The 26947-nt window shown below is 37.1% G+C and carries 22 protein-coding genes and 1 pseudogene; 16 read left to right on the top strand and 7 right to left on the bottom strand.

Going from position 1 to position 26947, the window contains the following annotated elements; all coding sequences use genetic code 11:
• Positions 1 to 79: 79 nt before the first annotated feature.
• The gene (locus LS41612_RS20335; protein WP_024362846.1) at positions 80 to 5521 is read left to right on the top strand and encodes a collagen binding domain-containing protein; all 5442 of its coding nucleotides are present in this window, start codon (positions 80 to 82) and stop codon (positions 5519 to 5521) included.
• Between the two features lie 49 nt (positions 5522 to 5570).
• Here LS41612_RS20335 and LS41612_RS20330 read toward each other — a convergent pair whose 3' ends face one another.
• The gene (locus LS41612_RS20330) at positions 5571 to 6239 is read right to left on the bottom strand and encodes a class A sortase (protein ID WP_024362847.1); all 669 of its coding nucleotides are present in this window, start codon (positions 6237 to 6239) and stop codon (positions 5571 to 5573) included.
• Between the two features lie 102 nt (positions 6240 to 6341).
• Positions 6342 to 6527 carry a 2-hydroxymuconate tautomerase gene (gene thmT, locus LS41612_RS20325; protein WP_024362848.1) on the bottom strand — a complete coding sequence of 62 codons (186 nt, stop codon included), beginning with the start codon at positions 6525 to 6527 and terminating at the stop codon, positions 6342 to 6344.
• Between the two features lie 125 nt (positions 6528 to 6652).
• Here thmT and LS41612_RS20320 point away from each other — a divergent pair, with 125 nt between their 5' ends.
• Positions 6653 to 7168, top strand: a complete 516-nt coding sequence (locus tag LS41612_RS20320) for a YwhD family protein (RefSeq protein WP_024362849.1) — start codon at positions 6653 to 6655, stop codon at positions 7166 to 7168.
• Positions 7169 to 7513: 345 nt separating this feature from the next.
• Here the strand turns inward: LS41612_RS20320 and LS41612_RS20315 are convergent, their stop codons facing one another.
• On the bottom strand, positions 7514 to 9568 hold the full coding sequence (locus tag LS41612_RS20315) for a transglycosylase domain-containing protein (RefSeq protein ID WP_024362850.1): 2055 nt from the start codon (positions 9566 to 9568) through the stop codon (positions 7514 to 7516).
• A 310-nt stretch (positions 9569 to 9878) separates the two neighbouring features.
• Between LS41612_RS20315 and speB the strand changes: the two genes are divergently transcribed.
• Positions 9879 to 10751, top strand: coding sequence for an agmatinase (gene speB / locus LS41612_RS20310; RefSeq protein ID WP_024362851.1), 873 nt, complete (start codon positions 9879 to 9881; stop codon positions 10749 to 10751).
• Positions 10752 to 10798: 47 nt separating this feature from the next.
• On the opposite strand, the gene LS41612_RS20305 is transcribed toward speB, so the two are convergent.
• Positions 10799 to 11329: a site-specific integrase gene (locus tag LS41612_RS20305; RefSeq protein WP_233433814.1), complete on the bottom strand. Its 531-nt coding sequence runs from the start codon at positions 11327 to 11329 to the stop codon at positions 10799 to 10801.
• Positions 11330 to 11477: 148 nt separating this feature from the next.
• Here LS41612_RS20305 and LS41612_RS23940 point away from each other — a divergent pair, with 148 nt between their 5' ends.
• The 11 genes and pseudogenes from LS41612_RS23940 to bioF all read left to right on the top strand — a co-directional run bounded on the left by LS41612_RS23940 (position 11478) and on the right by bioF (position 21857).
• Positions 11478 to 11759 (top strand): conserved phage C-terminal domain-containing protein, encoded by a 282-nt coding sequence (locus LS41612_RS23940; RefSeq protein ID WP_080653329.1) that lies wholly within the window; start codon positions 11478 to 11480, stop codon positions 11757 to 11759.
• A gap of 656 nt (positions 11760 to 12415) precedes the next feature.
• Positions 12416 to 13538, top strand: a pseudogene (locus LS41612_RS20295) (IS4 family transposase).
• Between the two features lie 175 nt (positions 13539 to 13713).
• On the top strand, positions 13714 to 14169 hold the full coding sequence (locus tag LS41612_RS20290; protein ID WP_024362853.1) for a hypothetical protein: 456 nt from the start codon (positions 13714 to 13716) through the stop codon (positions 14167 to 14169).
• A gap of 435 nt (positions 14170 to 14604) precedes the next feature.
• Positions 14605 to 15174, top strand: a complete 570-nt coding sequence (locus tag LS41612_RS20285) for a recombinase family protein (RefSeq protein ID WP_024362854.1) — start codon at positions 14605 to 14607, stop codon at positions 15172 to 15174.
• Positions 15175 to 16252: 1078 nt separating this feature from the next.
• Entirely contained in the window at positions 16253 to 17098 is an 846-nt protein-coding gene (locus tag LS41612_RS20280; RefSeq protein ID WP_029747249.1) for a MerR family transcriptional regulator, read from the top strand.
• Positions 17099 to 17191: 93 nt separating this feature from the next.
• Positions 17192 to 17659, top strand: coding sequence for a C45 family peptidase (locus LS41612_RS23580; protein ID WP_233433813.1), 468 nt, complete (start codon positions 17192 to 17194; stop codon positions 17657 to 17659).
• Between the two features lie 5 nt (positions 17660 to 17664).
• Positions 17665 to 18036, top strand: a complete 372-nt coding sequence (locus LS41612_RS23575; RefSeq protein ID WP_233433812.1) for a carcinine hydrolase/isopenicillin-N N-acyltransferase family protein — start codon at positions 17665 to 17667, stop codon at positions 18034 to 18036.
• Positions 18037 to 18074: 38 nt separating this feature from the next.
• Positions 18075 to 19004: a choloylglycine hydrolase family protein gene (locus LS41612_RS20270; protein ID WP_051147741.1), complete on the top strand. Its 930-nt coding sequence runs from the start codon at positions 18075 to 18077 to the stop codon at positions 19002 to 19004.
• Between the two features lie 468 nt (positions 19005 to 19472).
• The gene (locus LS41612_RS20265) at positions 19473 to 19973 is read left to right on the top strand and encodes a protein BioX (RefSeq protein ID WP_024362855.1); all 501 of its coding nucleotides are present in this window, start codon (positions 19473 to 19475) and stop codon (positions 19971 to 19973) included.
• The gene (bioW, locus tag LS41612_RS20260; protein WP_029747250.1) at positions 19954 to 20691 is read left to right on the top strand and encodes a 6-carboxyhexanoate--CoA ligase; all 738 of its coding nucleotides are present in this window, start codon (positions 19954 to 19956) and stop codon (positions 20689 to 20691) included. The genes LS41612_RS20265 and bioW overlap by 20 nt, the downstream gene beginning before the upstream one ends.
• Positions 20688 to 21857: an 8-amino-7-oxononanoate synthase gene (gene bioF, locus LS41612_RS20255; protein ID WP_024362857.1), complete on the top strand. Its 1170-nt coding sequence runs from the start codon at positions 20688 to 20690 to the stop codon at positions 21855 to 21857. Before bioW ends, bioF begins: the two co-directional genes overlap by 4 nt.
• A gap of 62 nt (positions 21858 to 21919) precedes the next feature.
• On the opposite strand, the gene LS41612_RS20250 is transcribed toward bioF, so the two are convergent.
• The 3 genes from LS41612_RS20250 to LS41612_RS20240 all read right to left on the bottom strand — a co-directional run bounded on the left by LS41612_RS20250 (position 21920) and on the right by LS41612_RS20240 (position 24528).
• The gene (locus LS41612_RS20250; RefSeq protein WP_024362858.1) at positions 21920 to 22294 is read right to left on the bottom strand and encodes a RidA family protein; all 375 of its coding nucleotides are present in this window, start codon (positions 22292 to 22294) and stop codon (positions 21920 to 21922) included.
• A 13-nt stretch (positions 22295 to 22307) separates the two neighbouring features.
• Positions 22308 to 23249 carry a threonine ammonia-lyase gene (locus tag LS41612_RS20245; RefSeq protein ID WP_024362859.1) on the bottom strand — a complete coding sequence of 314 codons (942 nt, stop codon included), beginning with the start codon at positions 23247 to 23249 and terminating at the stop codon, positions 22308 to 22310.
• Positions 23250 to 23418: 169 nt separating this feature from the next.
• Positions 23419 to 24528 carry a diguanylate cyclase gene (locus LS41612_RS20240; RefSeq protein ID WP_024362860.1) on the bottom strand — a complete coding sequence of 370 codons (1110 nt, stop codon included), beginning with the start codon at positions 24526 to 24528 and terminating at the stop codon, positions 23419 to 23421.
• A gap of 167 nt (positions 24529 to 24695) precedes the next feature.
• Between LS41612_RS20240 and LS41612_RS20235 the strand changes: the two genes are divergently transcribed.
• Both LS41612_RS20235 and argS read left to right on the top strand, forming a co-directional pair.
• Positions 24696 to 25124 (top strand): YwiB family protein, encoded by a 429-nt coding sequence (locus LS41612_RS20235; RefSeq protein WP_233433811.1) that lies wholly within the window; start codon positions 24696 to 24698, stop codon positions 25122 to 25124.
• A complete protein-coding gene (gene argS, locus LS41612_RS20230; protein WP_024362862.1) occupies positions 25124 to 26791 on the top strand; it encodes an arginine--tRNA ligase in 1668 nt (555 codons plus the stop codon). Before LS41612_RS20235 ends, argS begins: the two co-directional genes overlap by 1 nt.
• Positions 26792 to 26947: the final 156 nt, after the last annotated feature.

Genomic DNA, 26947 nt, shown 5'->3' with positions numbered 1-26947 from the left:
TTTTCGCATAGTGTGAAAACTTACATGTCGTCCGCAAACACTTTAAGGGATCTCTCTGAACTTAAAAAGGGAGAGAAACATGAAAAAATTAAATTTAGCAATCATTACATTGTTGCTAGTGTTCCAAACGGTACTGTCACCGATTTCCGTATTTGCAGAAGATACAGGTTCTTCTGTACCTCCAGCAGTTGAAGCTGGAAATGGTGAAACTACGTCTAATTCGCCGGACACAGGCAATCTAGATGCAACAGTGCCGACACCTGGTGACGCAGGCAATCCAGATGCAACAGTACCGACACCTGGTGACACAGGTAATCCGGATGCAACAGTGCCAACACCTGGTGATACAGGGGAAGTTGATGGGACAGATGCTAATACGGGGGGCACGGATAATTCAACCGTGACACCACCGGATGAATCTGACAAAGTTGACGGAGCTGAAGGTGAAGCAAAGCCAAGTGAAGAGGCGACTGACGCAACGACACCGGAAATAGCACCTATGAACATAGCACCATTAGCGTTAACTGCTGGTGATATGCAAGGTGATGTAAGTGCTGTATCTGCAGGTATTCGACTAACTGGTCCAACAGGCGAGGTAATCGAGAACTCATCACAAATTCCAGCCGACGCTGCACCAAAAAAAGGTGACACAGTTTATTTAAACTATGTATTTGATGTGAAGCCTACGCAGGGCTATGGTGTAGGTTCTACATTTACGTTTGATTTACCACAATATATGATTGAGCAAGTAGGTAACTCGTTTTCAGGTTCGAAAACTACGGAATACGCTACATATTCGTATAGCTATTCTGCTGGTAAAATACTCGTAACATTAGAGAGTGACATCGAAGACGGTGTTGATGGAGAGATTGAATTTGATTTTATGGCCAAGTTTGGTAATTTCCAAGACGAGTCTAAACTTGATCAAGAATTAGTAATGCCTGTGTTAGGCAAAGCAGATATTACGTTACCGTTCATATTTCAGCCTACTGGTAGTGGTGAGCCGATCACTAAATCTTCCGGTACAATTACACGTGAAGCGGATGGCGCTGAAATTGATTGGACAGTCTGGGTCAACACAGAAGGTAAACCAATTGTTTCAGGTGCTACAGTAGACGATACGCCAGATGCAAATCATGCATTTATAGCAGGTAGTTTAGTAGTTGAGAAATATCCAATCGGCTTAAATGGTATTAACAAAAGTAATCCAGGAGCGCCAGTAAGTTATGACATTGGTTCAACAGCATTCCCTGTCAATTTGGATGCGGGAGGTTTTGCCTACAAACTAACGTATAAAACGAAAGTTACAGCAGATCCAACAAGCTCCAATATGACGTATAAGAACACAGCAGAATTCACAAATAACGGCGTTACTAAGACAAGTCCAGGACAAGTAAATATCCCGTATGGCCCAGCTTTACTAAAAACTATTAAATCGAATAATAAATACGAAGCATCTTGGGAGATTAAGTATAACTGGTTAGGAGAAGATCTTAGCAAAAAATCTTCCCAATCATTAACTGATACCATTCCAGCAAACAATAATGGGGCAAAGCACAATATACAATATGATGCTAATTTCCAAGTGTATCGTGTAACGTTAAATGATGATGGTCAAACAGCAGCGTCAGAAACACTGTTAACGAAAGATACAGATTATGCATTAAGTGATGATACTGCGCAAGGATTTACTATTGATTTTTCTAAAGATGTTGCTGCTAATCCGCGTGCAGCTTATTTGATTAAGTATAATACAGAGTTTGATCAAGAATTTGTCACAGATGCAAATGCAGGGAGTATCACAAATACTGTAAAGCGTTTAGATGATGATAGTTCAAAATCAGCAACTGTAAATATTGAATCAAATATCTTTAGTAAAGAGCGTTTCGCAATTGACTATGTCAATAAAACAATTACTTGGAAACTAACAATTAATGCTGAAAAACCATTAACAAACTTTGTCATTGCAGATACTATTTCAACGAAAAACGCGAGCGGTAAAACGTTAAAGCATAAGTTAACATCGTGGGATGGTTCGAGTAAAGTATTCCATGTTACAAATAGTAGTGCACCAACAATTAATAATGGAGGAGAAATCGGAGACGAAGCATTTACAATGACATTCTCATCGATCCCTTCAGGAACTGTAACAATTGAATACAAAACAAAGTTTGATATTGAATCAAACGGTGGCGTGGCACAAAGCTATGACAATGTAGCAGATGCTACGTGGGATGGTCAAACAAGTACAAATAATAAAGCACAAAAAAATGCTAGCTATAAACCATCCGCAACATCGCCTACAGGTAAAAATGGTTATAAAGACAATGCAATTGTCGATAATAGTAAACAAGAATTTTCTTGGAAAATTGGTATTAACATTAATAAGCAAAACATCGAAGGTGCAAAACTAATAGATACATTAGGTACAGGACACCATATTATTGTTCCAGATGGTCAAAGTTTAAAAGATGCTATTACTGTAAATCTTTTAAAATTAGGTGTGAATGATGAAAGAGGAACAAAAGATGCGCCATTAGATCCTACTAAATGGGATGTGAAATCTGTTACACAAGATGCCCAAGGCAATGTGACAAGTTATGAACTTACATTTACAGGGTTAACGGCTGGAGAAAATAATGAAGCGTACCTAATAGAGTACAAATCAAAAGATTCAGATGATGTTTATGGAAATGGAAGTACGGATGCTCGAAAATATACGAATAGTGCCGTTTTAGATACTCCAGATAATGGTAAATATTCGTATGATGCAATCGCAACGATTACAGATAAAGCGAACAAGTTAATTACTAAGACAGCTAGTCCTCAACCAACATCAGATACGATTGAATGGACAGTCACGATTAACGAATCCAACTCAAAGCTAGGTAATATTACGTTAACGGATACGCCTTCAGCTAACCAAAAGCTATTAACTAACACATTTACAAAGCAAGAAATTAAGTTAAATGCCACAGGAAAATCACAAAACGTTGGTACAGCAACTGCGATTAGTCCTAGCGATATTCAAGTACAGCCAGATGGTACCTTTACATTAGATTTAGGAAATGTCGATGGTAAGGGCTATATTATTAAATACAAAACGTACTTTATGGGTGACCCGAACGCGGGTGAAAATGTATCGAATAATGCATCCATTAACTATGCAGGTGCTACTTCCGCAGGTACATCCGCTACAGGTGGAGATAACAAGTTATTTAAGTACAGTACATCTGATACAAACGCTTCAGCTAAAAAGGGAACGTTTAAAATTAAGAAACAAGGTGTAAATCCGAATACAGGTGCAACAAAAACACTTGATGGCGTAGAATTCAAGTTATATAACCGTGACAAATCCATTGTCTTAGCAGAAGGGTCGACAGTTGATGGTGAACTTTCATTCGAAAATTTACGCTACGGTATTTATAAACTAGAAGAAACAACACCTGCAGGCTATAAAGCAGTTTCAACAGTTGAAGTAAGGTTTAATGATAGCAACAACTTCGAGGTTACAAAGAAACCTTATACAATTGTTAACGTTGAAGATATTGCGCCACCAGCAAATGCGTGTAAAGAATTTGAATTAACAATTAAAGATCTAGATGGTTCTGCAATAGCAGACCAAAATGTAACATTGAAAGATGCAAACGGTACAGTGAAATACACGGGTGCAACTACTAATGGTGTTGTAAAAGTGCCGAACACTGTATTAGCAGGACAATACGATGTTTATGATGCGAATGATACAAAAATTGGAAATGTAACTGTGAAATATACAGATGGCTGTAAAGATGAAATTGCACCAATACCAGCTTGTCCAGCATTTACAATTACATTAAATGAGAAAAAAGCTGGAGTTGATGTACCTCGTGCAGGAGTAACTGTCACGTTGAAAGATTCAACGGGTAGCGAAATTGTAACTGTAACAACTGATAAAGACGGTAAGTTTACAGTGCCGTCAATTCAAGATGTAAATGGTGTTAAAGCAGGAGAATACTATTTATATGAGGGCAATCAATTTTTAAGTACAGTTGATATCTCATACAAAGGGAATTGTGAAACTGCGATTACACAAGCACCAAAATGTGAAACGTTTAAACTAACTGTTAAGGATGTTGATGGCAACTTAGTTGCGGACGGTACTTCTGTAACAGTGAAAGATGCAGATGATAAAATTGTTGCGACAAAAACAACAACGAATGGTGTGCTGGAATTAACAAATCTGCAACCAGGTATTTATAAAGTTGAAGTCAATGGCAAAGAAAATGGTAGCTTCCAATCGAATGTTGACTGTGCAGCAACAGTGCAACCAGCACCGTCTTGTCCAATCTTTACATTAACGGTGAAAGATGAAAACGGTAATGTTCGCCCGAATGTAAGTAACATTATGATTAAAGATAAAAACGGCGCAACAATTGCTTCAAACAAAACAACAGACGCACTAGGTCAAGTGACGATGCCATCTCAAGATATTCCTTCAGGGGACTATAGCGTGTATCAAGGTGACCTATTTATTGGTCAAATTACAGTTCAATATTCCGTTAATTGTCATGCGGAAATTGTAGCAGCACCTACATGTCCTTCGTTTACATTGACTGTACAAACTGCATTTGGTACACCTCTTGCAAATGCGATAGTCACTGTGAAAGATGTGAAAGGAAATACAATTAAAGATGCGAATGGTAACGACAAGCTAACAACGTCTGTTGCTGGAACTATTGTTTTACCAGATAAAGCAATTCAACAAGGAACGTACAATGTATATGAAGGAAGTCGTTTAATTGGCTCTTTCGTTGTAAAAGATACATGTTCGGCACTTGTAAAACCGTCATTACCAGGTGATAACGGTGGAGGCGGTGGCGGTGGTTCAACACCACCAGAACCAGGTAAACCAGTGGATCCAAACAAGCCAACACCAGAACCAGGTAAACCGGTGGATCCGAACAAGCCAACACCAGATCCAGGTAAACCAGTGGATCCAAACAAGCCAACACCAGAACCAGGTAAACCGGTGGATCCAAACAAGCCAACACCAGAACCAGGTAAACCGGTGGATCCGAACAAGCCAACACCAGATCCAGAACAACCGGTGAATCCTGAAAATCCATCAACAAATACAGAAGAGCCAAGTAATCCAGGGAATCCTTCAACAGATTCAAAAGATCCAACGGCTCCTGGAAAAACAGATACGTCTAAACCAACTGTACAAGATGTTATTGATCAAGGGAAAAACTTGCCGTCAATTAATACTTCTACTGCAAATAAAGATACGCTAGATGCGTATAAAGATTTCATTGATAACTATAACCAATTATCAAAAGAAGAGCAGGAAGAAATTGCAAAATCACTTGATGTAGATAAAATCAAAGCAGATGCAAAACGTTTAGAAACGCAATTACAGGCACAAGGTAAGTTGCCTCAAACAGATGGAGCCAATCAAACAGCTCTTACTCTAACGGGTGTAGCGCTTGTTTTAGGCGCATTGTTCTTCTTACGTCGTCGTAAGGCAGAAATGAAATAATGTATAAAATAACCCCCCATGACCATTCAGTCTTGGGGGGTTTCCTATACTAAAAAGCTTCTGATAGCTTGGCAGGTGCATCGTTTAAAGGATATTGCTCCACAAAATCTGCATGGATAGCCAGGCGTTTTGTGCCATTATCTGCACATGTAATAAGCGTTAAAATAGTTTGATTTGGGATATCGTCAATGACATAGACATCTGTTGCTGCAATCACTTTTTTAGTTGTTAATTTGTATTCATAAATAGTTGTTAAATCCGTTACGTAAATCGCATCACCAATATTTGCATTATACAATGGACTAAATAATATATCTTTATTTTCAAAATAATGACCTGCTAAGGCGTAATTTCCTTGCCCAAACGTTTGGTTTGCCTTCATCGTACCTGCGCCAACAGCAAGGGAGGCATTCCCGACGCCTTTAATTATAGGAAGAGACAGCTCTACAGTCGGTACGGCAATACTACCGATGACCGGTAAGTTATCCAACTGTGTCTGTGCTTTTAAAACTTCAGCTATGGACAGGGATTGAACATCTTCAAATGCAAAATCTGCTGTCGCTTGATTGTTCTTTTCGATATCTTTGGCACTGTAATCGGTTGTATTTAATTGTTGACTTAAGTGCGCAATAACTGCATTTTGAATCGGATTAATAAAAATAAGTAGTAGACCGATTATCAATAAACAAATAAGTACTGATATTTTCAGCTTGTTCATATTGTAAGGTCACCTCCTTATATGAAAGAATCGAGGATAGCAACGTGAATGCTTTGGCTAAAAAAATGGGTAGAGCGGACTGTTGCTCTACCCGAATTATAGTTATTTATCGCTGAAGCGGACGCCTGCCACACCATAATGGTTTTTGGACATTTCTTCAATGAAAACTGTTACGTTTTCAACAGGTGCGTTTACTGTACGTGAAACGGCTTCTGTTACTTCTTTTACTAGTGCGCGTTTTTGTTCCTCGGTACGGCCTTCAATCATTTTTACTGTTACATATGGCATAATAGTGCCTCCTTTTAGAATTATGTTGTATAGTTAGTTTATAAGAAATTATAAACTTCTTACTTATGCACAAAAGCGCAAGAATATGCTTTACTTTATAATAGCAGAATGGAGGGAATTAAAGTATGGCAAATGAAGAGAAACCAAAACAAAAAATGGGCTTTACCATTATAAAAAATGACCCGACAGACGGCCATAAAGGATTTGGTATTGGTTCGCTTTCACTTGAAAACGTGTCACCAGTCATTATTGATATAGAAGAAGGGAAAGCTTCAGTTGAAATTGGGGCGATGCATGCACGTAGCGATGTAGAACGGGGCATTAAATTTACGACCGATCGTGCTGATTCAGAAGGTGGGAAGCCTTACTGGTTGGTTTGGGTAACGATTGACCATAAAGCAGATGGACCGTACTATGCTGGTGTAACAGCTTGTGAAATGGTAGTAAATCGTGAAAAACGCCGTGGATATAAAATTTTGGCGGATCACGTTAATAAAATGGATAAGTCGATGAAACGACAAATTATTGTAGACCATATGGATGAAGCGTCTAAAAAAGTATTAGCTTCTTTCCTAGAGGAGCTGAATCCAGAGCTATGGATGCGCAGTGAGGAGCAATTACGTCAAGACTTATTTGTATAATAGACCTACAATGATTGAACAATCTGTGACATTTTGCAATCGCTTTCGATATAAGGTTGAAAGTAGATATGAAAAAAAGTACACTTGATTCAGAGCTTACATTTTAGTAAGCTAGGACACTTGGTCCCAGAATGTGATGAGTGCTATGCGGCATTTGAACAACCCAAACCCAAGCCAAATGCCCCATGATTCTCATCCTTTCCAGGACCAAAAATAAGAAAAGCTTTCTGTTCCCACGGACACGTCTCCGGGGAAGAGAAAGCTTTTCTTTTTCGCTTTATGTCTATAGCCTTTGTCGAGAGCTTTCATTAAATAAAACGATGATGCCCCGTTAAAGGTTGCGCATTATTGTTTATTGTTGAAAAACGGTAGCATATTCCAAAATTCTCCCCACGTATTGCTATCCAGAATATCAAAGTTTGTACATTTTTCACTAGGTACATCTTTCGTTTCTAAATATACAAGACGTTGTTTAGGGCAGGCATCTGTTGCAAGCTTTCCTGTTTCAATATCAATTACTACTCCTTTAACGCCATTTGGTTTTGTGAAGTCTTCGTTTTTAGTTCCTTTATTCACGCTTTCCATAAAGTCGATCCAAATTTGCTTTGTTGCAGCCGAATCTTCTTTCGAAGTAAGGTTTTTACCTTGGTCGTAGCCGTTCCAAACACCCGCTGTTAAATTTGGTGTAAAGCCGATAAGCCACTGATCACTATTGGTAGAACCAGATTTTGCGGCATACGTATGTGTCATACGTGAACGAATACTAATCCCTGTAGCAGGTGAGTAGTCACTAAATACAGGATCGAAAATACCAGTCATCATTTCTGTTAGTATATAGGTATTTTCTTTTGACAGCACCGTTTCATTTTGTTTTTCAACGTTTTTATTATCGTAAATAACTTCTCCATTGGCATTTTTAATGGAGATAATCGTTGTCGGCACAGTTTTTTGTCCTTGTGACGCTAAAATATTATAAGCATTTGTCATATCGTACAGTGTTGTTTCCATCGTTCCAAGAGCAAGTGATAGATTGTCTTTTGAGCCTATATTTACACCAAAACGGTCTGCTATATTATGAAATGCTTTAAATCCAATATCCTCTAACGTTTTAACTGCATAGATATTATCGGAAATTGCAATTGCCTGAGCCATTGACATGTCATGGTCTGCGAATTCACCGTTGACGTTTTTAGGAGAGTAAGTGCTGCGTCCGTTATCAATAGTGAACGTAGTTTGTCCGACATCTAAATACGTTAAAGGCGTATAGCCATTTTCTAACGCTGCTGCATATAAAACGGGCTTAATCGTTGACCCTGGTTGACGTTTAGCTTGTGTTACACGGTTAAATGAGCTTGCGGCATAATCTTTCCCTCCAACAAGCGCTGTAACAGCTCCTGTTTTCGATTGCATACTGACAAACCCTGTTTGCAAATCATTAGCAGGCATATTTTTAGCTACAGCTTCTTCTGCTGCTTTTTGATGACCTAGGTTAAGCGTTGTTTGAATTGTCCAACCGCCTTCGCTAATATCAAGATTTTTTGCTTTTAAAATTTCACTAGCTTCTTGCCATGCTACATCCAAGAAATAAGGTGCTACGGATTTAGAGGCAACCCACATATCGTTCTTCAAAACAAGTTGCTCTTCTTGTGCACGCGTTTTCTCTTCTTGTGTTATTGCGCCTTGATCTGCCATCAGTTTTAAAATGACGTGCTGGCGATTTGTTGCCTTTTCAAGATTGGCAATGGGTGAGTAAATACTTGGTCCTTTCGGTACACCTGCCAGCATGGATGCCTCCGCTAACGTCAAATCTTTTGCTGATTTTCCATAATAGTAGCGACTTGCAGCTTCTACGCCATACATACCATGTCCGTAGTAAACTGTGTTTAAATAACCTTCTAATATTTCGTCTTTGTTATAAAAAACTTCTAATCTATAAGCATACAATGCCTCGTTTGCTTTTCGAGTCCATGACTTTTCATGGGATAAATATAAGTTTCGAGCATATTGTTGGGTGATTGTACTTGCACCTTGCACCTTACTACCAGCTTTAATATCAACTAATAACGCACCGGCAATACGAGAAAAGTCAAAACCGCTATGTTTGTAGAAATCTTTATCCTCTACAGCGACGGCTGCCTTTACTAAATAGGGTGACATCTCATCAAGACTTACCCAATAGCGACGTTCATTTGTAAAATGGTCTCCTATTTGGTTCTCGTTTTCATCTAAGAAAATAGAGGCTTTCGGTACAGTTAATGGCGGTGCACCAGCCACTTGAACATAGACGCGTAGGGCAATAAATGCTACTACTATTGCAGATGCAAAGGCGACAAAAAGTGTAAGCGTTTTGCGTGTACGCTTTATACGCTTTTGCTTACGTTGATAGCTTTTTCTTTTCATCCGACTTCACCTCGATTTCTAACAACTTGCGTTTAGTATGTGTCTGAATATTATTCTTTAATCGGAATTGTAAGCAAAAACTATTGCACTTTATTCAAAAACATCTATACTTTTTTTGTACTGATATGAAACGCTAGCTTTCGACAACAGCATTGCATTTTGTAGATTTTAAATGAATTTTGCTAGACGTTCCAATAATGTATACGAGGATTTGCTGAGTGAGGTTTCATTACAAACCTGTAAGTCCTTCGTCGTAATAACTATAACAACTGAATTTCATAGGAAGTTCAGAGATTAATGGAGGCTAGATATGAGATTTGATGAAGCTTATTCAGGAAATGTTTTTATAAAAAGTCATCCTACATATGAGGATGCACAGGCAGTTATTTATGGCATGCCGATGGACTGGACAGTAAGTTACCGTCCAGGGTCACGTTTTGGTCCACAACGTATTCGTGAAGTGTCGATTGGCCTAGAAGAGTATAGCCCATATTTAGATCGCGAATTAGAAGAGGTAAAGTATTTTGATGCAGGGGATATTCCATTACCATTCGGCAATGCTCAACGTTCTTTAGATGAAATTGAGAAATTCATTGTGAAATTATTAGAAGATGGTAAAATTCCTGTCGGCATGGGCGGCGAGCATTTAGTGTCTTGGCCTGTAATGAAGGCAGTTGCTGCAAAGTACGATGACTTAGCCATTATTCATTTCGATGCACATACAGATTTACGTGTGGAATATGAAGGGGAGCCACTTTCCCATTCAACACCGATTCGTAAAATTGCCGAGCATATTGGGCCTAAAAATGTCTATTCATTTGGCATTCGTTCAGGTATGAAGGAAGAATTTGAATGGGCGAAAGAAAACGGTATGCATATTTCAAAATTTGAAGTACTAGAGCCGTTAAAAGAAGTGTTACCAACATTAGCAGGCCGCAATGTCTACGTAACAATTGATATCGATGTACTAGATCCAGCACATGCACCTGGTACTGGTACTGTAGATTGTGGAGGCATTACGTCGAAAGAATTATTAGCTTCTATTCATGCAATTGCTGCAAGTGGCGTCAATGTAGTAGGCTTTGATTTAGTTGAAGTAGCACCAATCTATGACACATCAGAAATGACAGCCAATACAGCAAGTAAATTATTAAGAGAAATGATTTTAGGCTGGGTAAAATAATACAGGCTTTGTATAGGTTGTTAGAAAGCGGTTTGAGTGGGGTTTAGCTATGAGCTAGCCCCACTTTTAGCCCCAATCGCCTTTAAACTTTCACTAAATACGGATACTGTTTGTGCCTCCATCTCTTGGAGAACGTGACCATAAACGGTGTGGATCATCTCTGGAGTATTTCCTAATCGTTCGGCAATCGCCTTGACAGGAATACTGTTATTCATAAGTATGGTGGCATGTGTGTGCCTTAAACCATGTATCGTTGTTGCTGGTAGTCCAGCCGCTTCTACAAAGCGATTAAATATTGCATTTAACCCTGTGGAAACAAAAGGCTCTGCAGTGTGAGGTGATAGAAAAATAAATGAATCATCTTTTGCTATATCGCTATGCAGCTTACGACCATGTGAAAATAGCAACGCTTTAACAGCTGTTCGATAGCTTTGAAGGTTTTGTAACACCACATCATCTACTTTTATAGTACGCTCACTATTTTTGGTTTTAATGGATCCTACACCGTTATTCCCTCTGGTTCTCTCAATGGTAATCGTTTGATTGGCAAAGTCGATATTTCGCCATTGAAGCCCCAATGCCAGTAAGGCAAGGGCAACGAATTGTGGGATGGGAAACTATTGTACACGAAGTACCTCAAGAAAATTCTCTACTTGGCGGTTATGAACATGTAGAGAATGAAGATGTACAAAGCAGCAAACTACTAAATACTCTGATAATAACCAAATACTAAATAAACATATTACTAATACGAAAAAAAATAAAGAGTTCATCGACACGGTACAGGAAATTATCGAGTATCTAAATCATAAAGCATCAAAAAATTTTAAGGCAACAACTGCAACTACGAAACGATTAATTAATGAACGCATAACAGAAGGGTACATAATCAAAGATTTTAAGAGAGTGATAGATAATAAAGTAAAACAATGGATACATGATCTAAAAATGAATAAATACTTGCAACCAAATACATTGTTTAATCTAAATAAGTTTAGAGACCCATGAATATGGAGAATAATATCTAGCTGGAGATTTAAGTTTAGAAAAACAGTTAGCACTACGAATTATTACGAGTATGAATGATTGACAACATAAGCATAATAGAGAAATTACAGTTTTCGCAGATACAAATTTAAAATTAGTTATTGACGATATTCAGGAGAAGCAAAAACGATATGATGAAGCTGTATCAAAATTGGATGAGGCTATACTAAAATTAAAATAGTAAGTTAAACTTTATCCTTGAACTTAACATATTTCGGACATGTAAAGTTAATCTTAGGGAAGTAATGGAAACCCTTGATGCATATAACTTTATAGGGGTTTTATGACCTTAACAGAATATGTATTATGTTATGTAGAATGCAGGATGAAACAAAGTCAGTAGTAGCAAGTGATTCAAATTATGGAATAAAGTGTAAAAAGTTGATAATGCAACGATTGAAGACAATAAAATTTAAGAAAATTATAGTCAACATCAGTTTATTAATTTAATTAAATAGAGTTTTATTTAATTTATTTAACGTCACTAGCGTCGCATTAAAATAATTTAATGTATTTTAAAAAACTGAATTTTCCGTAATGTTATCCATGCGTAAAAAAAGCCTTTATAATGGTTGGGTGATAGTAAACCATCCAAATCCAAAATAAAGGACATAAGCATGGATAAGTTTACACGAAAAACATCATTTGAACAATGGTTCTCACCTATTTCTTCTACACAAATAGAGAAATTAGTCGAAATTCATCAATTAAATTACTATACAAAGAAGCTTCACATCGCTTCATTCTTGAGGTTATTACTGTTTGCGCAGCTAAATGAAACCGAAAGTCTACGTGCCCTGAGTGACACGCTGTTATCAGACGACTTACAAAAAGAAACATATTTAAAATCCATCAGCTTTTCGCAGTTAGGTCGGCGATTAAACCAAGTCCCGACTGAGTTTTTCCAACGAATTTTTCTAGACTTAGTCGGGCAAATTCATGAGAAAATGCATTTTGAGCAGCGCCGAAAAACCACAACACCACTGAAAATCATTGATTCCAGCACACTGCCATTGAACTTAAACAATCATAGATGGGCTGAATTCCGTAAAACAAAATCAGGTGTGAAGTTACATTTGCGCCTTGTTTACCTAGAAAAAGGTTGTTCGTACCCTGATAAAGCGGTGATGAGATGCGAAAGAACATGATCGTGGTCAGCTTGAAATTCTCGTGGATGACAGGGAGTGCATGTACGTGTTTGACCGAGGATACTTAGATTATGAGCGTTTTGACCGCATGACAGATGACGGATTTTTCTTTGTCTCACGCTTACGGAAAAATGCCGTAACGCGTGTGGTTGAATCATTTGAAGTACCTGAACAGTCATCGGTGTTATCGGATGAATTGATTCTGATTGGCAACAAGCAAAATCGTGCTGAGAATGTATTTCGCCGTATCGAAGTATTGGATCCAAATGGTAAAGAGCTACGTCTGATTACGAATCGTTTTGATTTAAATGCAGATGAAGTCGCTGAACTGTATAAGTCACGCTGGGCAATCGAACTGTTTTTTTAGTGGATGAAACAGCATCTGAACATTAAAAAGATTTACGGGCAAAGCGAGCAAGCTGTGCATAATCAGGTGTACATTGCCATGATTGTTTACTGCTTAAACGTGCTAGCACAGATTCGCACAAACAGTTCACTGACGTACTTACAAATTAGTAGGTACTTAAAAGCAGTACTATGGAAACCAGCACGTATTTGGCTTCGGAAAATCGAAGGAAATACAGTACCATAAGGAATTTGAACTGGCAGTTGCCCCAGTCAAAGGTTATAGTAAAAAAATGAATGTTTACTATTTCTATATTAAGTGTCTTTCATTTTCTTCAAAAACGGAAGAAGATGAAAACAGAAAATACAATCAAAATTTATGCGACGTCAGTGAAACATTATGAAAAAAGAAAGCATTATGAATGGCAGCAGAAGGATATGTCTTAATTAATATCCATTTGACTTCCGTGGTGAAATGTATTATTGTTAAATTATTCAAACGAATGGAGGATTTAACTATTATGAAATTTTCTAGATTAATAACCGGTTTTTTACTAGTTCTGTCGGTATTTTTATCAAGTTCTCTTATTACCTCAGCCCAAGAATTAAATAATAATGATGAAGTTGATTTAAATTCTATCGATACGGAAAAATTTACTGTAATTACTAATCAGTTAGTAGATACCTATGCATTAGATGGTCTTCATTCAATGTATGTAGAATTGAGATATGATACATATCAAGGTAATCCTATTGTCAGAACAACTTTTTATAACAGTAAAATGTATAGAGGTGTTCTTAGTTATCTAGGACAAAGCGGGGGACTATACGAATATGGTGGAACTGTGACTGAGTGTAAGTATAACATATGCAATTAAAAACTATGGATGGTATTCATCCGTAGTTTCAGACAATAGACAAAGTCGAAAAACAATCGACTTTGTCTATTGTTTTTTATTCGTGAGTTTCTGAGAATTTGAATCTACTTAGAATCATATGGAAATAATATCTGATGAATGAACGTTATATAGCCAAGGGGATTGTTTAACAATTGGTTCTCCGGCAACCTCTATTAAGTGAATATAGCTGTGTTAGGCAATATTTAATCTAAAGAAGATGATAAAAATCAAACCTCTAGTTTGCTGTATCTATTTTAAAAAATCCCACAACAGTTCATAAGGGATATTTTTTATTTATATGGTATCTAAACTTAATAGTATTGACACCGTTATGTTGATACAGTAATATCAAGGTATAAAATGGTGTCGCAACTTAGGTTCATAAGTGTGGTGTAGAAATGAGGGAGTTTTTCTATGATTTATGGCTATGCGAGGGTATCAACTGTATCACAGGAATTAGAGGTTCAGCTTCAATCATTGGAAAGTGAAGGGGCAACGGTTATTTACAAAGAGAAGTTCACTGGAACAAAAACAGACCGACCGCAATTAAATGAGTTGCTATCTAAATTAGAAGAAGGAGATAAGCTTGTTGTAACCAAATTAGACAGATTAGCTCGTAACACTAAAGAAGGTATTGAAATCATCGAGGGACTGTTTGAAAAAGGTGTGAAGGTTCATGTGTTGAATGTGGGTTTACTTGAAAATACGACGATGGGTTGTTTCTTTTTACAGACACTACTTGCTGTGGCTGAAATGGAACGTAATCTAATTATTGAACGTACACAGGAAGGGAAGGTAATTGCCAAGCAACAAGAGGGGTTTCGAGAAGGAAGACCAAATAAATACACTAAGAAACAGTTAGACCATGCAATGCAAATGCTGGATGACCACTCATTTAAACAAGTTGCCGAGTTTACAGGCATTTCTATGAGTACGTTAAAACGTGAGAGTAAAAAGCGGAAAGAGGGAGAGTCTATAATGTAGTACCTAAATAGGAAAAGAGCGTTCCCGTAATTTAAGGCGCTTTTAATCCTATTTATAGCAGAGGTGTTGTCGCTTATTCTTTCTATTAGGTAGATGCTTTTTCTGTACTGCTATTTTTCTTCATCAGTTCCCTTAAACAGGTAATTAATTACATTTCAACCTAAGCCTAATCGGTGCATGTTATTGAGAACAGAAATGTACCATATGTTTGATTGATATGGGCTTTTATACACTATATGCTACAATGTAGGAAACTGTTAACACGCTTGAATGTGTTTCAAACGAGCTATTCAATGTGTCTTGTAAGTGACACTCTCACACAATAAAAAAAGCCACTGCTGGAACAGTGACTAGTGAAAATAACGCAAATTGACTATAGCAAAAACAGAGAGCGGCTTCAACTATTGTTGTGGTCGTTTCTTAATTTTAATACAGGAGTAGGAAGCAGGCAAAATGCTACATCTGGAGTTGTTAATGGAATACATGTATCATAACATGCTGTGATTTCCGACAAATTAAATCCCATTGAGGAGGTAATCAGGGCAGAATATGAACAAACAGAAGAACACAAGGTACACTAAGAACACATGGCTATTCAAATTACTCATAGAAATGTTAATGAGTTTGAAAAACGATATGAGAGCTGTACTTACAGTCGAATTTCGATGTATTTGGTACGCTACGCAATGAGGAGTACTTAAACATAAAGAAAGTTATTGCCACTAAAAAGGCTAGTGAAGAATATACAAGACGTAGCTAACAATGATAAGTTGGAGCCATTTCGAAGAACATTTTAAAAATGATGATAGTAATTACCAAATTACTTTAAACAGGAAATACAACAATGATGAAAAGAAGATTCTTCATGGATTTATCGCATGGTATTCAAGAAGTTTCATCCCGATGCATGCGGTAATGATAGTAGCAAGATGAAGTTAAAGGTGTAAAAGGGGTTATAAAGAAGAGGGAATAGATTTCTTCTATGCTTATTCCCTCTCTGACGAAGACTTCGATTTATCACAAACTAAATATTTAGTGATTTAAAATAAAAATTTTTTAATTGTAAAGGGAGAATGCAGTGTATTCTATAGGTGAATTTTCAAAAATATGTGATATTCCAGTTAAAACAATACGTTATTATAGTGACATTGGATTACTAAAACCTTCTTACATAGATCCTGTAACAAACTATCGGTATTATGACTATGACAAAATTCAAATCATGAAAAAAATTATGCTTCTAAAGAGTTGTCAATTTTCTTTATCTACAGTCAAGGAATTTATTAACAGCACAGAACAAGTACAACTAAAAAGTATATTAGCATATAAGATTGATGAACTTGAGGAAAAAAAAGAACAAATCTCCGAACAAATAGAAGAATTGAAACGATTAAACATGCAAATAGAGAAAGAAATTTCTATAATCCCAGGGCCTTTTTTATCCGATTGCTTTATTGAAAACCGAGAGGAGACCCTAGTGTACACGATACGTGAGAAGATAAAGGTCCAATTTATTGATGAGTTGGTTAAAAATTTATTTAATCGAGTTTACGCTTTTAATCTCGTGATTACAGGGAAATTAATGGCTATCTTTCATGAAAGAGAATTTAGTCAAAAAGAGGCTGATATAGAGCTGCTTCTTCCAGTAGAACATATGAACAAAATAGCGGGCTTTAGGACTTTATCCAGCGGGATATACGCATGTATTACTGTTAAAGGCCCCTATTCGGAGTTGGATAAAGGCTATAAAAAATTGAATAGTTGGATCTTCGAACAAAATCTAACTCAGATAGCGAAAGAGATAGAAATTTATGAAGAAGGTCTTGTACCTGTCAATTTTAATAGTAGAGATATAAAACCAGATTTAAACAGACATCCATCAGAGTTTGTTACCAAAATTTGTATACCAGTAATTAAGAAATAAAGTTAACTTATAGTTTTATATAAAAACAGGGTAAACTCTCCACCAACTGGAGGGTTTATTCTTTTTATATACTAATACATTGGAGGGAATTAAATGTATCATCCGAGATTAAAGGGAGATGCTTATGAGGCAGGAAAGCATTATGCAGAAATTCTTTATAAAAATGGATTTCGGTTTCCGAAAGTATCCGAAGAAAAATTAAAATTTGGAGAGTCATGCAAACATATTCTTATAGAATTTGATCCTAATGTTGTGAAAGAAATAAAAGGATTTGCAGAAGGCTGTCATACTTCTTATGAAGAAGTAAGTTCTTTTCTTTTAAGTATAGGGGTATTTGAATTGGCCGGTCAATGTAGTATTTTCTCAGCTTTTAACGGGAGAGAAATTATTATTGGTCGAAATTATGATATGCTCTTTAATCTAAAAAATTTTACAGAGTCCTCACTTGTTTGTTTTGAAGGGAAAAATAAGTATGTAGGTCATTCAGATTGTTTTATTGGAAAAGTTGATGGTATAAATCAACATGGTCTATTTGTAGGAATTACATCAGTTCCTCATTAGGGAATATGGCTGTTGTTGAAGTTACCCCTAATGACTATCAAGTCCGCCTTCCTACAAATAATTATATTCATTGTACAAATCACCACGAAAGTACATCACTATCTGAAAGTTGGAATTGGAGCAAATCAAAAGAACGTTTTGAAACATTAGATATACTTCTTAAAGAAAACGTCAATAAAATGAATCTTTCCACTGCACGATCAATTATGTCAGAAACCAAGGGACATGTTTGTTTAAATTTAAAAGAATATAATTTTGGTACGCTCTTTTCTGTTGTAGCAAACTTAAATACATTAGATATACTTAGAGCCGAAGGTCAACCAAACAAAGCAAAATATAAATCAGATAAACGATTGACAGATGCTGTTTTAAAATAAATACATTAATTGAAAATTCGAATTGGAGAGTGATAAATATGAATTCAATTCAAGCTTCTATTTCTTATCTTAAAGGCACCAGTTATGAAATTGGTAGACTGCAAGGAGAGGAAATAAAAAAGAATCCTAATGCAATGAATGTCATTTTATCATCTGAATTAATAGATGAAACAAAATATAAGGATACGAAACAACTAATTGATCACTATGCTCCTGGTTTAAACGAAGAGCTTCAAGGATTTGCAGATTCATTAAATATAAAGCCTAGTTGTCTTAACTTTTTTGATGAAGCTTTACTACAACCAGGAGGATGTAGTTTAGGCGCTGTTTTACCATCTAAAACAAGTGATGGTAAAACTTATGTCCTTAGAAATTACGATTTGTCACCAGCTATATCTGATATGAGACTTTGTACAACTAAGGTAAAAGGGAAATATAGTCATACTGGATTCTCTGTTTCGTACTTTGGTCGAAGTGAAGGCTTAAATGAAGAGGGATTCTGTGTAGCTTTTGCCTCATGCGGTATTCCAGTTGGAAAACATCCAGGAATGAAAAAGCCTATCCTAAAAGGACTTCAGTTTATGGTAATAGTAAGAGCTTTACTTGAAAATTGTAAAGATGTTGAGGAAGGAATTACTTATTTAGAGAATATGCCTATTGGAACAAATATGAATTTGCTACTGTCAGATGCCAAAGGGAATGTAGCTTTAGTAGAAACGTATGATGGAGAAAAGTTCGTAGAAAGGGGCAATCAAAAATCAGGATTTTTGATTGCAACTAATCACGCTGTAATGCCCAAAATAATGAAGTTAGAAGACAGAAAATTAGAACAATCTGAAATACGTTATAATTTTTTGAAAAATAACTTAGAGAGTGATGATTTTTTTACAAAGAATAAATTACAACAATTAATGTTTAATGAATACCCTAATGGTGTAACAGTGCACAATTTCGAAGAAAATTTCTGAACTGTTCATTCAATTCTATTTAATCTTAACGACAAACAATTAGATATTTCTTTCGGTTCCCCTATAAATAATAAAATCTATAAATTAAAAGTAGGAGAAACCTTGCCTTTTAATGAATTAGAAGTTTTCATAGAGAACTCAAACTATGGACCAAACTTCTGGAAGCTAATCAAATAATAATATGGCCAAAGAAACACTTTCAGCTGCATGATGAGCCGAGAGTGTTTTTTTATCATTCCTCTATTCAATAATAAATCGCTTATTTCACCTTCTTGGAGGTTTGAAATCCTCTTGTTTCATAGGTTTCTGGCGTTTTCCTTTTTGACGAAGCACTGTTAAAGCTCTATCCTTTTTTGAAAAAAATATAGAAAAACAATTTTAATCTACCTTCCTATCTATAAATGTGTTAACTTAATTATTATTAAGGTTAACTCAAATTGAAGAAGTTAGAATGGGAGGAATAGGAGGATGCGAAAGTTTTCTACATATGATCTTGCTCAGATTTCATTACTAGCTTGTCTTATTATCGTTACAGGCATGTTTAAGATTCCAACAGGTATTCCTGGATCTGAGTTTCAATTATCAGCACCGATTGCCGTTGCGATTGCAGCAGTATTTGGATTTAAGCGATATTTTCTTGCGGGAATCATTGCAAGTCTAATCTTATTTTTACTAGGTATACACTCCATCTTAAATGTTGAAATTTCAATAATTTTCCGATTGACTGTTGGTCTAATCATTGTTTTATTAGGAACTTCAATTCCGGTACTAGTTGTGGCAGGACCGATTGGAACAATGGTTGCTAGACTTGGATTGGCTTTTACGTTAGGGACCCCGTTTTTGCCACTATTCGTTTTGGCGATTCCAGGGATGGTCATTACGGCTGTCAGTGTTTATCCAATAACGAAAATGTTATATGCAATTAATAAGAAAGTAGCAGGTGATCATCATGTTAGAAACGTGTTATAGCATTCGAATGCGTGCAGCTGAAAAAAATCTCGAAGGAGGAGAAAAGCATATATCTGGTGGGGAACGGATAGGGAGTGAATTTCAAATAGAGCCAATTGTAAAACAGTTATTGAACAAAGCAAGGAATCATTCGCGCGGAGATGCTGACTTTATTCAAATTACCGTTGAAAAACTTACAGGTGATCAGATACTGTATATGCCACCGTTAGAAATAACGACAATTGATGAGAGTTCAATTGAAAGGGCACATAAAGAAGCTAGGAGTATATTAACCTCAGTAGGTGTTTCCAAGCAGGCACAAAATGTTGCTTTTCATCTACTTGCTAGTAATCAAAATCTTCGTGGGGCTATCCTCCTTCATAGTCAAACTGGCTTACGACTTGACAATCGCGGACTGAAAGGCGTTCGTGTATCACGAATCGATTGGCAAGACGCTGATGTAGGTTACAATGAGCGTGTTCGTGAAGCGCTAGCTCTGGCAACGAAAGTGGCAAATTCTCCGTATACCATCGCAGAATTATGTTGGTCAGATGATCCAGAATACGTTACTGGCTATGTAAGCAATCATGAGATTGGTTATGTCAGAATTACGCCTTTAAAAAGGGAAGGCTGTGAAAGTGGCGGACGTATTTTTTTTGTGTCAGATGAAGTTGAGCTAGAATCATATATACACTATTTAGAAAGAGAACCTATTCTCATTAGGGGGCATTTAAAATGAATGATCGCTTTCGAAGGGAACTGCAAGTAATAGAAGAGCAAGGATTGACAAGGAAGTTACGTTTGTTTTCAACTGGAAATGAAAGTGAGGTAGTGATGAATGGTAAGAAATTTTTGCTATTTTCATCGAATAACTACTTAGGCCTTGCAACAGATAGTCGTTTGAAAAAGAAAGCAACTGAAGGCATTAGTAAATACGGTACAGGGGCTGGCGGTTCTCGACTTACAACTGGAAACTTCGACATTCATGAACAGCTAGAATCTGAAATTGCAGATTTTAAAAAGACTGAAGCGGCCATTGTATTCAGCAGTGGGTATTTAGCGAACGTAGGTGTGATTTCGAGCGTGATGAAGGCAGGAGATACTATCTTTTCTGATGCTTGGAATCACGCGAGTATTATAGATGGTTGTCGATTAAGTAAAGCCAAAACGATTGTTTATGAACATGCGGATATGGTGGATTTAGAGCGGAAATTAAGGCAATCACATGGGGATGGATTGAAGTTCATCGTAACGGATGGCGTTTTTAGTATGGATGGTGATATTGCGCCACTTCCAAAAATAGTAGAGTTAGCCAAGGAATACAAAGCGTACATAATGATTGATGATGCGCATGCAACAGGTGTTCTTGGCAATGATGGTTGTGGTACCGCTGATTATTTTGGTTTGAAAGATGAGATTGATTTTACAGTAGGCACGTTGAGTAAAGCGATTGGTGCAGAGGGTGGATTTGTATCGACATCATCCATTGCTAAGAACTATTTGTTAAATAACGCCCGATCTTTTATTTTCCAAACAGCTTTATCGCCAAGTGCGATTGAAGCAGCGCGAGAAGGCATTTCCATCATACAGAATGAGCCCGAGCGGAGAAAGCAATTGCTGAAAAATGCGCAGTACTTACGATTGAAATTAGAGGAATCTGGTTTTGTAATGAAAGAAGGGGAAACACCTATTATTTCTCTTATCATTGGTGGTTCTCATGAAGCCATGCAGTTTTCTGCGAAACTACTGGATGAAGGTGTCTTTATTCCAGCGATTCGACCACCAACAGTGCCGAAAGGGTCAAGTCGGTTGCGTATAACGGTAATGGCTACACATACAATAGAGCAGCTCGATATGGTCATTAGTAAAATTAAGAAAATAGGAAAAGAAATGGGGATTGTATAATTGTTTGAGTGCCTGGCACTCAAACAATTTTTTGATTGCTTTTTCTTATTAATTACATAGCACTAACCTTCAAGTTCTGCAATTGCCTCTAATTCAATTAAGCAGCCATGGCTTAATTCTTTAATTGGGATAATGGCGCGGGCAGGCTTATGACTACCGAAAAATTGTGCATAAGTTTCATTTACGTCCGCCCATAAATCAGCAGATGTTATATAGACGCGACACATAACAACAGCCTCCTTCGTAAGACCGCTTGCTTGAAGCACGACTTCCATCTTTTGAAGCGCCATGAATGTTTCAGCGTGAATGCCACCAGTTGGAGGTTTGCCTGTAGCTGGATCGACTGAAGTTTGCCCCGAAATATATAAATTCCCGTTACTAATCATGCCTGGTGTATAATGCCCGATTGGCTCTTGTTCTATCAAAACTTTCTTCATAATAAGTTCCTCCTTATAAACGTTGTAATTGATTTAGCCCAATATTGCCACCTGAAATAAGGAAGCAAACATGGTCGTTTTTCGTAATCGGTAAATTGCCTCGAAGAGCTGCTCCTATCCCGATGGCAGAGGAGGGTTCAGCTAATATTTTGCCTTCTAGTAGCAATGTTTTCATCCCATTAAGTATGGAAGCCTCGTCTACACGCACAATGTCATCAACTAATTTTTCAACAATCGGGAAGTTTCGCTCCCCAGGTTGTAAAGTTAATAGAGCATCCGCTAACGATTGTTGTTCAGCTAATAGTAATCTTTTACCAACTTGAATACTTTCTGAATAGCGAGGGACGACGGCTGGTTCAACACCAAAAATTTTAATATGTGGTGCTAAAGATTTTACCGCAGTTGCGACACCACTTAGCAGACCACCACCACCAATAGGAACAACAATTGCACTTACCTGAGAGAACTGTTCTAAAATTTCCAATCCTACTGTCCCTTGCCCCGCCATAATATCGTAATCATCATAAGGATGCACAATGGCATAACCATGTTCTAAGCTTAGGGCTTCAGTCACTTGATGTCTTTCGGCAAGCGTACATTGGACAATACGTGCACCAAGGGCTCGTATGCCTTCGACTTTAACAGATGGCGCTGAATCGGGTAAAACGATGGTTGCTGGAATATTTAATAGTTGAGCCGCAAAAGCCACACCTTTGCCATGATTACCGGAGGAAGCTGCCACAACGCCATGTTGTAATTGTTCAACTGGCATCGACAGCAGTTTGTTAAGAGCCCCACGCAATTTAAAAGAGTTGGTTTTTTGCATATTTTCGGCTTTTATCGAAACGTTGCAATGTAATAAATTATCGAGTCCTTGCAAGCGAATAACAGGTGTTTCATAAATATAAGGTGCGACTTTCAGTTTGGCAGCTTGGATTTTTTCAAGCGATAGCATAAAGTATACCTCATTTCTTTGAACAATTTGAAAATTCTAAAATAATAATATAAATGTAGTATTAGAGTTAATATCTGTCAATGTTTGCTAGCATGGCACATAAAAAGAAACTGCAAGACGTTTGCAAATATCGCAAAGTTTCGCAGTTTCTGGTATAGAGGACCTAACATTAGCATCCTTTATGAAATTCACTATTGTTGGCATGTACTACTTGGTTGCCACCTAAAGCTTTCACTTCTGTAGTAACCTGTGTGGCGATAATGGTAAGTTCATCAAAGTCTACAGCGTTATCGGGACTTGAACTAATACCAATAGAAACCGTCAATGGCGTAGTTTGCCTGTCATTAATTTTAAAAGAGTGATGTGCAATTACATGTCTTAGTTTTTCAGCATGATAGAGGGCGATAGCAGGTGGGGCATCTTTTAAAATAATATAAAACTCCTCACCAGCAACACGTGCGGCCATTCCGTTTTTCGTTTCAATATAATGATGAATAATGGTAGCGAGTTGCTTAATAATCCCATCACCAGCTAAATGGCCATACTTAATATTTATATCTTTCATATTGTCGACATCAAAATGGAGTACAGAAAAATTGTCCGTTTCTAGTACCATTTCTTGTGCAAATGATCGTATCGCCAAATTATTTGGTAGTTGTGTTAAATAGTCTTTTTCCTTAAGTCGATAAATGAGCTGTACTTTTTCACTAGTTGCTTGTAAACGTGTAATAACAGTGAAAATTGTAAAAAATGTAAATAGGGCATAGGCAATGAATCCTAAAATGGTCTCTATTTTCAGTATAGGTGGCATGCAGATTGCTAGTACAAGCATTACAATAATTTCTGCCATGACACTAAAAAAATAAGTTGTTAAAGTGTGAAGTGTAATAGGCTTTTTACAAGCGACAAAGGCAAGGATAATCGAAAGAACGATTAAATTAATGTTTGATAAACTTGATATGGACAGTAAAGATTGTGTAGGAATGATATATAGACTCCCTACCCCCATAATTGCACCGCTTATAATAATTGACCACGGACCACCAATCAGCCCACTGTATAGTAGCGGTACAATATGAATGTTTATAAGCGTCCCTTGTAAAAAACGTAACGATATAGCACTTAATACAAGGCCTGTCATACCAAAAATAATGCCGACTAAAATTGGTTTAAAATCTTTGATAAATGATTTTCTTCGAGTCGGATGAGTAAATGGCCAATACGTTAAAATAATTAAAGTAAAGGTAATACAAAAGCTGACATAAATATGAAGTAACATCTATTAATAGTAGTTCCTTTCTCGAACATATATAGATAATAGTAAATCTTTTCACTTTCTCTGCCAATGCTTGAAAACAATACGCACTTGTATCTTGAAAAAAAGCGGACATTTATCCTATAATAAAAAGGTTATAGTAAAAAGATTAAAAGGGAGCGTCCATGAAGGTGAACGAAATAAAATCGCAAGTGAACATTAAGCTCATTTCGACGATTCGTCCGATTGATGGGGAGTCCGAAACCTTGGAAATGTGGTTGGATGGGCAGCTAATCAATAAAGCAGATTCCCTATATTTAAAATATGAAGAGATGCAGGATGATAAAACAATCCGCACGACGATGAAGTTAGACACGGAACGGGCACTTATTATGCGCGCTGGAGCAGTCAAAATGCGCTTACCACTCAATATTTTTGAACAACAAATTGGCCATTATGAAAGTGAATTAGGTTCGATGCCACTCGTAACACAAACAAAAAACATGCTATTTACTAGACATGAAATGTGCGGAGATTTTCATGTGCAATACGATTTATTAATGGGTGGACAAAGCGTTGGCAATTATACATTAGACATTACATTTACGGAGGTACAATGATGAACGCAGTAGAACAAGTACAACAAGCCATTAAAACGGCAATTGCGCAGGCTGTTGACAAAGCAGGCTTAGTCGAAGCTGGCACAGAGTTAACGATTCACCTTGAAACACCAAAAGACAAAGCAAACGGTGATTATGCAACAAATATTGCCATGCAATTAACGAAATTAGCGAAAAAGCCACCGCGTGCAATTGCAGAGGCAATTTTAGAAAACCTTGAAACAGCAGGAACTGATATCGAAAAAATCGACATCGCAGGTCCTGGTTTTATGAATATAACTGTTCGTAAAGATTTCTTAACAGAAGTTGTAACAGCTATCCTTGAACAAGGTGCTGATTATGGTCGCTCTAACGCAGGAGCTGGTGAAAAAGTGCAAGTTGAATTTGTTTCAGCAAATCCAACTGGCGACCTACACTTAGGTCATGCACGTGGAGCATCTGTAGGGGATTCATTGTGTAATGTTTTAGATATGGCTGGTTATGCTGTATCTCGTGAGTACTATATTAACGATGCTGGTAATCAAATTAATAACTTGGCTTATTCGCTGGAAGCGCGCTATAAGCAAGCATTAGGCCTTGCTGCTGATATGCCTGAAGATGGCTATCATGGTCAAGATATTATCGACATTGCAGGTAAATTAGCGAGCGAGCATGGCGATTCGATTTTATCAAAACCGGATGAAGAACGTTTTGCATTTTTCCGTCAACATGGTCTTGCTTTAGAATTAGATAAATTAAAAACAGACTTAGCGAACTTCCGCGTGAATTTTGATGTGTGGTATTCTGAAACATCATTATATGACAACGGCAAAATCGAAGTAGCATTAGATAAATTAAAAGCGAATGGTCATGTATTTGAAGAGGACGGTGCGACTTGGTTCCGTTCAACAACATTCGGTGACGATAAAGACCGTGTACTAATTAAAAACGATGGCTCTTTCACATATCTGACACCAGATATCGCTTACCATGAGGATAAAATTGTTCGTGGATTCGATAAACTAATTAACATTTGGGGAGCAGACCACCACGGCTATATTCCACGTATGAAAGCGGCTATTCAAGCACTTGGCTATGACCGTGACACACTAGAAGTGGAAATTATCCAAATGGTGCAGTTATACAAAAACGGCGAGAAATTCAAAATGTCCAAACGTACAGGGAATGCTGTAACGATGCGTGAGCTTGTGGAAGAGGTTGGTCTAGATGCTGTGCGTTACTTCTTTGTGAAAACAGCTGGTGATTCACATATGGACTTTGACCTTGACTTAGCGGTTTCACAATCAAATGAAAACCCAGTGTACTATGCACAATATGCACATGCGCGTATTTCTTCTATTTTACGTTCAGCGACAGAACAAGGCTTCGCTACTTCAACAGCAAATTTAAGCCTGTTAACTGCTGAAAAAGAGATTGATTTATTGAAAAAAATTGGTGATTTCCCGAAAGTAGTGGCGGATGCTGCAAAACACCGTACACCACACCGTATCGCTAACTATATTCAAGAAACAGCAGCTGCATTCCATAGCTTCTATAACGCTGAAAAAGTGTTAGATGCATCGAATAAAGAGCTAACAGAAGCGCGTTTAGCACTGATTACAGCTGTTCGTACAACGATTGCCAACGCACTACGTCTAATTGGCGTATCTGCACCAGAAAAAATGTAATGTACATGATTATCACCCCGACACAATTGCGTGTCGGGGTTTTTTCTGTTTTTACGAACAAAATTGTTTGAGAATTGTTTGAGTGACTGGCACCGTTTTTTTTTTGTGTTTTGTGTATGTATTTTTCTGTTTATTTCTAATTTTCTGTTGAAGTTG

It is taken from the genome of Lysinibacillus sphaericus (assembly GCF_002982115.1).
GTDB classification, from domain to species: Bacteria; Bacillota; Bacilli; order Bacillales_A; family Planococcaceae; genus Lysinibacillus; species Lysinibacillus sphaericus.
The sequence above is the reverse complement of the archived record's forward strand: the minus strand, read 5'-3'. Positions and strand labels throughout refer to the sequence as shown.